Origin of the sequence: Streptomyces liliiviolaceus (assembly GCF_018070025.1) — a bacterium.
In the GTDB taxonomy this organism is placed as follows: Bacteria; Actinomycetota; Actinomycetes; order Streptomycetales; family Streptomycetaceae; genus Streptomyces; species Streptomyces liliiviolaceus.
The window spans coordinates 8066163-8079267 of sequence record NZ_JAGPYQ010000001.1; the positions used below are offsets into that span (position 1 = coordinate 8066163).

A 13105-nucleotide genomic window follows, 5' to 3' on the forward strand; every position below is an offset into this window, starting at 1 on the left:
ACGTCGGCCACGCTTCACTCTCCGAAGGGCAGATTATTGCTCACCGGCCGGGACGGCTCGAACGGTCCGTCGGCCCACTCACGCACCTGCCCGGTACGCGGGTTGAGGTCCACCGGGAATCGACTGGCGTTCCTGACGTCGGTTCCCAGCAGAACCCGCAGTTGTTTGGCCGCCCGGCAGGCCCCGTGGCACATGACCAACTGGATGGGCCCGCCGGCGTAGTGCGGGTTCTCCCGGACGAGCTGGGCGATCTGCCGTGCGTTGGTGACATGCCCGCCCACCCGAATGTTGCCCGCCTCGTCACCGTGGACGATCACGTCGTGGCCGAACTTTCCGGTGGAGCGCACGAAGTTCTGCACCGTGTTCGCGTCGTCGCCGATGGCGGTCGCGGTGGCCGAATACCGCACCCCGGTGCCCGACCAGGTGAAGGAGTCCGGTCCCGGCCCGGAGTTCATGACCGCAGATTTGGGGCTGCCGATCTTGCTGACCTTGCTGAGGCCCTTGGCGCCGAAGACGACTTCCGCGGCGGCGACGGTGCCGCGGCCGACAGCCTCTCCGTAGTTGCCCTGTGCCCAGTCGTCGGCGATGGGGTCCCACACGCCGTGCAGGACGGCGGAGCCGACGGCGGACGCGGAGCCGAGCGGATCCTGGTACACGGCGGAGGCCGCGGCGGATCCCATGGCCGACAGCTTGGCGCCGCAGGCACCGGGGGCTCTGGCACAACCGACTCCGGCGGCGCCCATGTTCCACAGGCCGGTGGCGGTCTCCCAGGCGGCCTCGCCGACGCCGACGAAGACGCCGGCCGTCTGGACCGCCGCGGTACGGGCCCAGGAGCCACCCGTCGGGTCGGTGTAGTTGGCCGGGTTGTTCTTGCCGTAGGCGTACGAGGAGAGGTTCGCGGGGGTGTACACACCGCCGTTCGGTGACCCGCCGAGATAGCCGCCGAGCGCGGGATCCGGCGATTGCCAGGTCCCGGACCTCGGGTTGTAGTACCGGGCTCCGTGGTACGTGTAGCCCGTCTCCTCGTCCAGTTCCTTGCCGGTGAACCGGTACGGGTTGTCCGCCCCCTTGTTCTCGTCGACCCAGACCTCGCCCGACGGGAAGTAGTCGAGGTGTTCCGCGATCCGGCCCTTCTCGTCGGTACCGAACGACGTCGAGCCCTGGTGGTCGCCGTGGTAGTAGAACTGGTCCTTCTCGTAGAGCCCGAGGGGCTTCGACGTCTTCGTCGCGATGCGTGTCGTGCCGACGAAGACGTGCTTGAACTCCTGAAGGCCGCGCGTCGAGTAGTTCTGGTTCGGGTAGAGGTTCGTCTGCGCGCCGTCCTTGACGACCCGCTCGCCGTCCGCGTCGTACGTGAAGCGGACCGTCGGCAGCTTGTCGCACGACGACGGTTCCTGGTCCACCGTCTCGAACTTCCACACGTCCAGGACACACGCGAGACGGTTGGCCTCGTCCCAGACCTGCTGGCGGCGCGGGTGGCCGAAGGTGTCGGACTCGCTGTCGACCTGGTTGCCGTTGGCGTCGTACGACAGTGACTCCGAGCCCACCCGTGAGGCGGCGTGCGGGCTCGCGCCCTTGTACGCGTAGCCGTTGGTGTAAGTCGTGTCCTTCTGTACGAACTCGTGGTCGCCGCCCAGAACGATCGCGTGCTTCTGGGCCTTGCCCGTGCTGTTGTGGATCGTGTCGTACGTGGTCGACATCGTGTACGTGTCGGTCTTGTTCTTCGCGAAGTCGTACGAGCCGGTCGCCTTCGTCAGGCGGTACAGGTTGTCGTACTCGTACTTCTGGACCGTCGGGCCGCCCGGCTCCGAGCCGCCTCCGACAGGTTCGGGCGCGTTCTCCTGACGGCTGAGGTTGCCCACCGCGTCGTACGTGTAGTCCAGCTTCTGGAACGACTCGCCCTTCGGCAGCGTCGAGTTCAGCGTCGCGAGGCGGCGGTCCTCCGCGTCGTACGCGTAGGACGTCGCCGTGCCGTTGCCCAGCTCGACTCGGGTCCGCTGGCCGAACTTGTCGTAGTCGAGCGACTTCAGGTAGTCGTAGCTGTAGTGCTTCTTGGTGCCGGTCGCCGCGGTGACCTGGCCACCGCTGTCGTAGGTGTACTGCAGTTCCTCGCCGTCGGGGTACGTCAGCGACAGGACCCTGCCGAAACTGTCGTAGCGGTAGCCCGTGGTGAAGACGCTGGTCGTGTGGAGAGGGCCCGGCAATGTGCGGGTCTCCTCGACGACCTCACCGAGGGGACCGTACTCCCGCAGCACCGCTCCCGCGGCGTCCTCGATCTTCGTCACCCGGCCGGCGGCGTTGTGCTTGGCACCCGGATCGCCGTACGTGTAGCGGACGTTGTTGTCCTTGAAGACCGGGTACTTGACTTCCTCCAGACGGCCGAAGTCGTACTTGTACTCGATCGCCTTGTCCTTCTTGGACAGGTTCGCCGTGATCGTGCGGATCATGTTGCCCGCCGGGTCGTGGACCGTCGTGGTGCGGCCCGCGTCCGGGGAGTCGACGACCGTGCGGCGGCCGAGGTCGTCGTACTCGCTCTTCGTCGTGTTGTCCTTGTTGTCCCTGACCTTCGTCAACTGGCCCAGGGCGTCGTACTCGTACGACGTCCAGATCTGCGCGTCGTCCGTCTTCGCGCCCGGTTCCCGTACAGCGGTCTTCTGCTGTCGTACGTCCGCGTAGGCGCGGGTCCGGTTGTCCTTCGCGTCGGTCGCCACCGTCTCGAACTGCGTCCGGCCGGCCCGGTCCTCCCCGAAGCCGTACTCCACGGAGGAGACCGTCCCGTCCGGCAGCTCCGTGCGCAGCGGGCGGTCCGTGACGTCGTAGGTGAAGGTGGTCGGGCGGACCGTGTCGACGGCCGGGTTGTAGGCCGTGTTCGCGGCGCCCTTCGGTTCGGTGACCGGGTAGTACTGCTTCACCGCCCGGCCCAGCACGTCGAGGACGGTGCGGCCGGAGACCGTCATCACGTCCTTGCCCGCGACCTCCGCGTCCTTCTTCGTCTGGACGACGCGGCCGAGGCCGTCGACGAAGGTGACGGTGTCGATCGTGTCGTCCTTGACCTTGCCGAGCGAGTCGCGGTCGAGGTGGCGGGTGACCGCGTAGGGGACGGTCGCCCCGGGGTGGTACTCGAAGGCGACGGTCGGGCGACCGGCCTTGTGGTCGTGCGGTCCTGTCACCGAGGTCACCCGGCCGACCTGGTCGTACGTGGTGGTGACCCGCTGTCCGTTGATGTCCGTCGACTCGGTCGGCACCCCGAACCTGAGGTCGTGCTCCGTCGTCGAGCGGTAGCCGAAGCTGTCCTTCGTCGCCGTCACGTAGGTGCCGGTGGGGTCGTCGTACTCGTAGGTCAGCCGGGAGCGCTGGCCCCGGTGGTTCTCCGGCGACTGCACCGACTTCAGCGTGCCGGTGTCGTTGTACTCCACGTCGGTGACCGCGTCCTTGCCGTGGCCCAGCCTCGCGGTGTGGCGGGTGGTGTCACCGGTGGCGCAGTCCACCTCCGACTCGCTCGACCGCATCTTCTTGCCGCCGCCGTACACCTCCACCGCACGGGCGACACCGACGATGTGGGTGTCGGCGCACTCGGTGTACCGGGTTCTCGTCTCCACATCGTCGGCGGCGCCAGGTTCGCCGTGGTCGATCGTCCTCGTCGTGTTTCCGAAGGCGTCGTACGACGCCTCGCTCGACGTGCTCTTGCCGGCCTCGGCCCCGCCCTCGTACCAGCGTGACTCCGTTTTCGTGAGGTGCGGGAAGAGGGTGGCGCGGGTCGAGCGGCCGTCGGCGGGCTCGCCGGTGGTGATGTCCCGCAGGTCGTAGGTGTTGACCGTCTCGGTGAACAGGGCGCCCGAGCTGTCCGCCACCGTCTGGCGTGCGACCAGGCCGCGCGTGTAGTGGCCGCGGGTGTCGTACTCGGTGGTGGAGGTGCGCTGCCCGTCCTCGGTGGTGGTGACGGTGCCGTAGCCGCGGAACTCGCGCTCCAGGCGGTCGTACGCGCCGTCCCGGTAGGTGAAGGCCGTCGACCGGGTGTCGGGGCCGTCGCCGGACAGGCCGTCGTGGATCTTCACGCCGCTCAGCAGCCAGCGCGTGGCGGGCTGGTCGTAGGTGTTGCCGTCGCGCGTGTAGTCGAGGTCGATGCGCGAACCCAGCGGCCGGGACACGGACTTGAGGAGGTTGGTGCGGCCCGTGCGGTTGGCGGCGACGGTCAGCTCGCTGTCCTTCGTGGAGGCGAGGTGGTCGGCGAGCCCGTCGCCGTCGATGTCCCGCAGCATCTGCTCGGCGCGCGAGGCACCGGTGGAGACGCTCGCGCCCGGGTTGGTGATGACGCAGCCGGTCACGAACAGCGTGCAGAAGGGGATGGTGAAGTAGGCGCCGCCGCCGAGCTTGGCGTTGGAGTCCTTGTTGATCCCGTCCAGGCTGCCCTTGAAGGGCACGGGGTCGGCGAAGCCGGAGCCGGTGTTGAGGGCGACCCTGATGGGCTCGCCCGCGAGGACGCGGTCGGCGCGGCCGTCGCCGTTCACGTCGACCAGGGAGTTCTTGGTGGACGACGTGGTCTGGTCGAAGGAGGCGCCGCCGCCGAAGCCGTAGAAGTCGGTCTCGAAGCCGATGTTGAGGCCCGAGCTGGAGCTGCTGCCCTCGTTGATCTTCCCGCCGGGCCAGGGTTCGGGGGCGGCGAAGCGGTAGCCGAGGTTGAGGGCGGCACGGCCGTCCTCGTGGACACGGTCGGGAAGCTGGTCGCCGTTGATGTCCAGCAGGTCGAAGCGGCCGTCGGACTTTCCGCTGCCGAGGTTGCCGCCGACGCCCAGCGGCGGCATGTCGTTGCCGGACGTGGCGGTGTTGGCGGTGCCCGTGGCGGGCGGGGCGGCGTGGCCGCGGCCGGTGGCGAGGGTGCGGGCGGGGCTGCCCGCGTTGGCGTTGCCGGTGACGTTGTCCGACTCGCGCACCGCGCCGCCGGGGACGTCGCCCTTGGTGTCGCCGAGCACGCCGGTCGGTTCGGTGTACTGCACACCGGCGGAGCCGACGACGTCGGGGTAGCTGTCGCCGTTCATGTCGAGGTAGTCGAGGACGCCCTGCGAGGTGCCGAAGGCGACGCTGCCGCCGACGGTTCCCACGCCACCGCCGACCGAGCCGGTCAGGGAGATCTGCTCGGACTCCGAGATCCGGGGCACGGCCTGCACGGAGGCGAGCGATTCGGCGGTGGGCAGGCCGATGGTCTGTCCGCCGTAGCGCGAACCGGCCGCCTCGTCCGCGGCCACCCAGACGTCACCGGAGGTCCAGCGGCCGTCCTGGCGGTCGGGGGTGAACGGCACCACGTCCGGCGGGGCGATCCGCGGGTCCCGCTCGAACTCCTCGCGCTCGGCGGCCGGGTCCACGTCGTCGGGCAGCCGCTCGGGGATGGACTCGCCGGTCAGGTCGGCCTGCCGGACGGGCTGCTCGGCGCGGTCGCCGTTGCCGTTGTAGCCGACGGCGGCCCAGCCACGGTACGGACGGGCGAACACGCCCTCGGTGGCGCGGGTGTGCACGGTGGCGGCGACGGTGTCCTCGCCCACGGTCACCTGCGCGGAGGTGACGCCGGAGCCGGTGACGTCGAAGTACAGGGCCTCGCCCGCCTCCGCGTCGACCCGCACCGACGGCGGCTCACCGCCCGGTCGCACGGTCTCCTTCGCGAGCAGCGCGCCACGCTTCTTCACCGTGAACACGGCGGTGCCCGAGCCGCCCTCGATCCGCGGGGTGACGGTGAACGTGCCGCCGGGGGCGGTGTACGGGCGCTGCGGCTCTCCACGGGTGGTGTAGGTGTCGATGTCGTACGGCGGGCTGAACTCCGCCTCGCCCTCCACGCCTTCGGCCTCGGTGTACTCGGCCTGCGGCGCCCATTGGAGTGCGGTGAGGTCGATCGGGGAATCGGTCTCGATCCGCCAGGTCAGCCGCTGCCCCTTGGTGACGGTGACGGAGTCGCCGACGTCGAAGGTGCCGGTCTCGGCCGCGCCGACGGTCCGCTCCACCACGGGATCGCCGTCCCGGGTGATCAGGACGGTGAGGTCGTCGGTGGTGGCCGCCGTCTTCCTCAGATCACCGGTCAGGCGCAGGGTGCCCGCCGCCGGTGCCTCGACGCTTCCGGCGCGCCCGGTGAGGGTGAAGTCCTCGGACGCCTTGTAGGAGTGCAGGGGCAGGCCGTTGGCATCTCTCGCCTCGAACCCTGTGTACGTGACCGACGGGTCCCAGGCGACCTGGTCGGCGGCGCCGTCGAAGACCGAGCCGACCCGGAAGTACAGCTGGTCGCCCTGCTCCACCTCGATCGCGTCGACGCCCTCGGGGGTGCGCGGGGTGCGGTCGTCCTCCTGTATGCGGGCCGACCACAGCTCCCGGTTCTCGTGCTGGACGGCCACCCGGACGCCGTCGGGGTCGGCGAACTCGGGGAGTTCCCCGGCCACTTCCTCCAGGGTCACGGTGCCGGTGACGGCCACCGTGCCGTCGTAGGGCGCGGTCCACCGGCGTACCGAGTCGACCAGCGGGAAGGAGGCGATCCGGCGTTCGCGCTCGGCGGTCAGGTCGGGCAGGGTGCCCGCCGCGTCGACCGTGCCGGTGCCGATCGGCGCGGGGGTGTCCGCGGCCGAGCCGTAGGTCACCTCGCCGTCGGCGCCGACCCGACCGAACACCACGGCCGAGCCGTTGACGAGGTCCACCACTCCGTCGGCGTTGACGTCGGCGAAGTAGCGCTGCGTGGTGGAGACGGTGCTGATGTGGTCCAGTTGCTGGGCGCCCGCCAGATAGCTCTCGATGCCGGCGGTGCGGCTGCTGGTGGACTCGCGGAAGATGCCCGGCAGGTTGTGCAGGGCCGTCGTGGCGGCGGCGAACCTCGGCTCACCGCCCGGGCGGGAGAGGTTCTTGCGGAAGACGTAGCCGTCGCCGCGCTCGAACACCTTGTCCGGCAGGTTGTCGCCGTCCACGTCGAGGAGGGCGAGCAGCCCCTCGTCGGTGGAGCGGTTGAAGCCCGCCTTCACACCGGCGGAGCCGCTCTTGGAACGGTTCGAGCCGAAGCCGACGTACAGGTGGCCGCCCGCGCCGGTGGAGGTGTTGCCGTTGAGCGCGCCCGCCTCACCGGCGCCCGGACGCACGCCGTTCACCCGGCCGTTGCGCACGTTGTCGTCGGGCGAGGACCAGTCGACCTTCGCGAACGCGCCGTACGCGCCGTCGGCGTCGCGGATGTCGTCGTAGTAGGAGAACGCGTGCTCGGTGAAGACCTTGCCGTCGGCGTCGAGCTGCGCGACCGACTTCAGCAGCGTCTTGTGGAACGCGCCCTCGCGGTAGGCGAGTTCGTAGCCGCGCACCGGCTCGTCGTGGAACCGCACCTCGATCCGGCGCAGCAGGTCGGCGGTCACGCGCTTGAAGCCGCCGCGCGCGTCGATGGACACGTCGGCGCGGCGCGGCTCGCCCAGCTCACGGTCGCGGACGAAGGTCACCGTGTAGGGGCCGTCGGTGTCGCCGTGCCCGCTGTAGGCGATCTTCTTGACGTACAGCTCGCGTCCCGCGACGGTCCCGCCCGTCACGCCCGCGTCCTCGACGGGCGTGTAGCTGTAGCGCACGGTGTTGCCGTGCGGGTCTCGCACCTCGCGCAGCGCCCAGGAGAAGATGCTGCCCTCGTCGTCCCTGAGGACGGCGCCCTCACCGCCGTAGACATGGCGCGTCCCGGACTTGTCGGTCACCTCCCAGCCGTACGTCTTCGGCGAGTCGCCGGTGCGGACGATGCGGGCGAAGCCGCCCTCGACACGGGTGTGGAAGACCTTGTCGCCCTCGCTGCGCGGCTGCGGCGCGGTGCGGTGCGCGACCGGGGTGAGCTGTTCGCCGCCCAGTACGTACGTCTCGGTCTCCTCGGCCGTGTCGTAGCGCGGCACGCCCCAGCGGGTGTCGATGGAGACCGACGGCGTCGTGAGTTCCCAGCCGCTGCCCAGCCAGCCGTCGGCGGAGGCGGAGGAGTAGCCGATGGAGAGGGCGGGCGCCACTCCCCCGCGCCCGGCCGGCAGCTCCAGCGGGTACGAGAGCCGGGCGTCGCCCTGGCTGTTGGCGGCGGGGGCGGCGATCTGCCGGACACCGGAGCCGGGGTCGGCGGCCTGGATGCCCTTGATCCGGTTCGGGTCGTGGCTGACCTGCTCGGGGCCCTCGGGCGCGGTGACGGTGGCGTTGACCATGTCGGTGAAGTGGGACGTGCGCGAGACGACGACCTGCTTGTCCTCGTCGACCGCGAGCCGCTCCAGCGGCTGCCAGCAGTCGGCGGCCTCGTCGTAGTAGAAGGTCCGTACGTCGTTCGGCGTGAGCCCGGCCGTCTTCACCGCGTCGGGGTCGTACGGCAGGGTCACCGTGATGTCGGCCTCGAAGGTGTGCGGGGTCGGCGTGAACCGGAATCCGCTCGGGCCCTCGGTCATGTTGTCCATGCCGGAGCCGAGGCTCGGCATGCTGCTCTCGGTCAGCGGCTGGACGCCGATCTCCGTCGGCCGGTCCACCGCCTCCGGCGCGAGCGCCACTTCGGCGCCGTCGCGTTCGACGCGTTTGGTCACCCCGGTGCCCGGGACGACCCACTCCTTGGTCACCGGGGCGGATTCCGCGGCGATCGGCCCCTTCGCCGATGCCTCCGACCCCGGTACGCAGCCGCCCAGGGGCTGCACACTGGCCGCGGGTACTGGTTCGCCGGCCCGCCATACGCTGCCGGACAGCAGCGACACGAGCAGGGCGAACCCCAGTAACAGCGGAAGAAAACGTCTACGTCCCCACACCCGACCGGCCATGATGCGGCCCGACCCTTCAGCAGCGGCTAATTCGGCAGGTTGCGCTGTTCCGGAAAGATCCGGTGGGTGTCACAGCGGGTACCAGCAGGCCACTCACGCACAGAAAACACACACCGAACACACGTGAACCACATAGTCGGGTCGACGTGTACACGTCACCAGCCGAAAATTCGCCGCCGTATCGGCGGGTTCTGGCCAAGGGAGGGGCCGCACACCCGTGCCCGGGCACGGCCACCGTGGAGGGCGGAGGACGGGCGGACCCTCAGGAGGCCGGCTCCCCCATCGACCCCGGCGCCTTCCCGCCCGCCGCCTCGACGACCTTCCGCAGGCCCGCGGTGAGCTCATCGGCGTCGGTCGCGGTCCCGGGGTCGAAGGTCCACTGCGCGATGAGCCCCATCATCAGGGTCATGTAGAACTTGCCCAGGGTGTCGACGTCCCCCTCGGACACGTCCTCCTCCAGGCCGCCCATCAGCATCGGGATGATGCCGCGCGCACCTTCGCGCTGAGCCTTCGCGAGATGGGCGCGCACCCCGGGCAGCTTGTCGCCCATGGCCACGATCTCCATGCTGAGACGCCAGGGCGAGCCGGGTGTGCGCATGGTCGCGATGACGTTCTTCCAGACCTCGTGGAACCGCTCCAGCGAACCCGGCTCCGAATCGGCCGCCCGCTGCCGCTCCTCCGCACCGTCGAAGTCGTCGGAGACCCCCTCGACGATGGAGATGTAGGCCTCCGCGAGCAGCGTGTCCTTCGACCCGTAGTGGTAGCCGATCGACGCCAGATTCGTCCCCGACTCCTTGACGATGTCGCGCGCGGTGGTCCGCGCGAAGCCCTTCTCCAGCAGGCAGCGCTTGGCGCCTTCGAGCAGATCCTCACGGTGTCCCATGCCGGTCACCCTACCTCCGCGACAGACAACCGTCCCAGACGCACGTATTACACAGACGTACTAGACGAGCGTTTAATACACCCGTACAGTCCAGGGCATGACGAATCCGCCGCACCCTCCGAGCCCGATCACCGAGGCCGCGCCCCCGTCCGGACCCCGGGCCGGCCGCCGCGAATGGACCGCGCTCGGCGTCCTGATGCTGCCGCTGCTCCTGGTGTCCATGGACGTCTCGGTCCTCTACTTCGCGATCCCCCAGATCAGCGCGGACCTGGAGCCGAGCGGCACCCAGCAGCTGTGGATCTTCGACATGTACGCCTTCGTGCTCGCCGGGCTGCTGATGACGATGGGCGCGGTCGGTGACCGCATCGGCCGCCGCAAGCTCCTCCTGATCGGCGCCGCCGCCTTCGGAGCCGCCTCACTGGTCGCCGCGTACGCGAACAGCGCGGAGACGTTGATCGCGGCCCGCGCGGTGCTCGGCATCGGCGGCGCGACCCTGATGCCGTCCACCCTGGCGATGGTCCGCACGCTCTTCACGGACCCGGACCAGCGCTCCAGGGCGATCGGGCTGTGGTCCGCGGTGATGACGGGCGGTGTCGCGCTCGGCTCGGTGATGAGCGGCGTCCTCGTCGAGCACTTCTGGTGGGGCTCGGTGTTCCTGGTGAACCTGCCCGCGATGGCGCTGCTGCTGGTCCTCGGCCCGTTCCTGCTCCCGGAGTCCAGGAACCCGTCACCCGGCCGCTTCGACCTGCTGAGCGTGCCGCTGTCCATGGCCGCCGTACTGCCGGTGATCTACGGCATCAAGGAGATCCCGTCGCAGGGCTGGAACGTCCGTTACGTCGTCTCGGTGACCGTCGGCCTGCTCTTCGCCGCGCTGTTCGTCCACCGCCAGCGGACCGCCGCGTCACCGATGCTGCCGCCCGCGCTCTTCCGCGGGCGGGGCTTCACGCCCGCGGTCGTACTGAACCTGCTGTCGTCGTTCGCCATGCTGGGCTCGGCGTACTTCACCACGCAGTACCTCCAGTCGGTGCTCGGCAAGAGCCCCATGGAGGCCGCGCTGTGGGCGCTGCTGCCCACGGTGCTGGTCGGGGTGGCCGCTCCGGTCGCCGCGCGGCTCGTCCAGCGGGGGGTGAACCGGGCGTCCGTCGTCGCCGGCGGCTTCGTCCTCGCCGCCTGCGGCTACGGGATGCTCACCGTCGCCGGTACGGACTCGATGTGGCTGGTGCTCGCGGCGGCGGGCGTCATCGCCTCCGGGATCGTCGTCGTGATGTCCCAGATGATGGACCTGGCGCTGGGCACCGTACCGGCTCAGCAGGCGGGGACCGCGTCCTCGGTACTGGAGACCGGGGCGGAGTTCGGGGGTGCGCTGGGGATGGCGCTGCTGGGGTCGATCGGGACGGGGGTGTACCGGCACGAGATGCCGTCCGCCGCGCCGGTGGGGGCGCGCGAGACGCTGGGGGCGGCGCTTGCCGAGGCTCAGCTGCTGCCCTCGCGGGCGGGGGACGCGCTCGTCGTCGCCGCGCGGGAGGCGTTCACGAGTGGGATGCGGGCGGCTGCGGTCGCGGGGGTGCTGCTTCTGCTGGGCGCGGCGGTGCTGGCGTCGGTGACGCTGCGCGAGGTACGGACCCGCACCCGGGATTGCGCCCCCGCCGCCCCTACCCATTCCCGTCCCTGACTCAGGGGCTCCGCCCCCGAACCCCCGAAAGGATTGCGCAGTTCCCCGCGCCCCTAAAGACGTACGTCTTTAGGGGCGCGGGGAACTGCGCAATCCTTTGGGCCCGCCCCCACCGGGGCCGCAGACGAAATGCGGGGGCGGGGGCCCGGGGGCGGCAGCCCCCTGTGAAGTCGGCCGGTCTCAGACCAAGTTGACCGAGCGAGCCTGCGTCGCGCCGATTTCCTCCGCCAGCTCCGTCAGGACCGGCTGCGGCACCGTGTCGTCCACCGTCAGAACGGCAAGCGCCTCGCCACCGACGTCCGCACGGGCGACCTGCATACCGGCGATGTTGATCCCCGCCTCACCGAGAATCCGGCCGAGCGCGCCGACGACACCCGGACGGTCGGTGTAGTTGAGGACGACCATGTGGTCGGCGAGTGCCAGGTCCACGTCGTACTCGCCGACGGCGACGATCTTCTGGTGGTGCTTGGGACCGGCCAGCGTGCCGGAGACCGAGACCTCCTGGCCGTCGCCGAGGGTGCCGCGCACGGTGACCACGTTGCGGTGGTCCGAGGACTCCGAGCTGGTGGTCAGCCGTACCTCGACACCGCGCTCCTGCGCGAACAGCGGAGCGTTCACATAGGACACCGTCTCGTCGACGACGTCCTCGAAGACGCCCTTGAGCGCGGAGAGTTCCAGCACCTTCACATCGTGCTGGGTGATCTCCCCGTACACCTCGACGTCGAGACGCACCGCGACCTCGCCCGCGAGCGCGGTGAAGATACGGCCGAGCTTCTCCGCGAGCGGCAGACCCGGCTTGACGTCCTCGGCGATGACCCCGCCCTGGACGTTCACCGCGTCCGGCACCAGCTCACCGGCGAGCGCGAGACGCACCGAGCGGGCGACGGCGATGCCGGCCTTCTCCTGCGCCTCGTCCGTGGAGGCGCCCAGGTGCGGGGTGCACACGACCTGGTCGAGCTCGAAGAGCGGGGAGTCGGTGCAGGGCTCCTTCGCGTACACGTCCAGGCCGGCGCCGGCGACCCGGCCCTCCTTGAGCGCCGAGTACAGCGCGACCTCGTCGACGATCCCGCCGCGCGCGGCGTTGACGATCCGCACCGACGGCTTGACCTTGTGCAGCGCCTCGTCGCCGATCAGCCCCAGGGTCTCGGGCGTCTTGGGCAGGTGGACGGTGATGAAGTCGGAGACTTCGAGCAGCTCGTCCAGCGACAGGACCTTGACACCCATCTGCGCGGCCCGCGCGGGCTGCACGTAGGGGTCGTAGGCGACGACCTTCATGCCGAACGCCGACATCCGCTGGGCCACGAGCGCGCCGATCCGGCCCAGGCCCACGACCCCGAGGGTCTTCTCCGCGAGCTCGACACCCGTGTACTTGCTGCGCTTCCACTCGCCGTTCTTCAGGGCCGTGTTGGCCTGCGGAATGTGGCGGGCGGTGGCCAGCAGCAGACCGCAGGCCAGCTCGGCGGCGGTCACGATGTTCGAGGTGGGGGCGTTGACGACCATCACGCCGGCCTTGGTGGCCGCGGAGACGTCGACGTTGTCCAGGCCGACGCCGGCTCGTGCGACGACCTTCAGCTTCTTCGCGGCCGCGACGGCCTCGGCATCGACCTTCGTCGCGGAGCGGATCAGGATCGCGTCGACATCGGCGATGGCGGGCAGCAACTCGGCGCGGTCGCCGCCGTTGCAGTGCCGGATCTCGAAGTCCGGGCCCAGTGCGTCCACCGTCGCGGGCGACAGCTCTTCAGCGATGAGTACGACAGGTTTCGAGCTCACGTGTGTCCTCAC

At 70.2% G+C, this 13105-nt stretch carries 4 protein-coding genes; 1 reads left to right on the forward strand and 3 read right to left on the reverse strand.

Features of this window, described 5'->3' with window-relative positions:
- Positions 1-14 precede the first annotated feature (14 nt).
- Both J8N05_RS34205 and J8N05_RS34210 read right to left on the reverse strand, forming a co-directional pair.
- Positions 15-8768, reverse strand: a complete 8754-nt coding sequence (locus tag J8N05_RS34205; RefSeq protein ID WP_210889605.1) for a SpvB/TcaC N-terminal domain-containing protein — start codon at positions 8766-8768, stop codon at positions 15-17.
- 262 nt (positions 8769-9030) lie between these two features.
- On the reverse strand, positions 9031-9651 hold the full coding sequence (locus tag J8N05_RS34210; protein WP_210889607.1) for a TetR/AcrR family transcriptional regulator: 621 nt from the start codon (positions 9649-9651) through the stop codon (positions 9031-9033).
- Between the two features lie 97 nt (positions 9652-9748).
- On the opposite strand from J8N05_RS34210, the gene J8N05_RS34215 reads away from it, so the two are divergent.
- Positions 9749-11323: an MFS transporter gene (locus J8N05_RS34215; protein ID WP_210889609.1), complete on the forward strand. Its 1575-nt coding sequence runs from the start codon at positions 9749-9751 to the stop codon at positions 11321-11323.
- A 180-nt stretch (positions 11324-11503) separates the two neighbouring features.
- Here the strand turns inward: J8N05_RS34215 and serA are convergent, their stop codons facing one another.
- Entirely contained in the window at positions 11504-13093 is a 1590-nt protein-coding gene (gene serA, locus J8N05_RS34220; RefSeq protein WP_210889611.1) for a phosphoglycerate dehydrogenase, read from the reverse strand.
- Positions 13094-13105 lie beyond the last annotated feature (12 nt).

Excerpts from the sequence above, each read along its gene's own strand:
- J8N05_RS34205 (WP_210889605.1), bottom strand. The coding sequence starts at position 8,768 with ATGGCCGGTCGGGTGTGGGGACGTAGACGTTTTCTTCCGCTGTTACTG.
- J8N05_RS34210 (WP_210889607.1), bottom strand. The coding sequence starts at position 9,651 with ATGGGACACCGTGAGGATCTGCTCGAAGGCGCCAAGCGCTGCCTGCTG.
- J8N05_RS34215 (WP_210889609.1), top strand. The coding sequence starts at position 9,749 with ATGACGAATCCGCCGCACCCTCCGAGCCCGATCACCGAGGCCGCGCCC.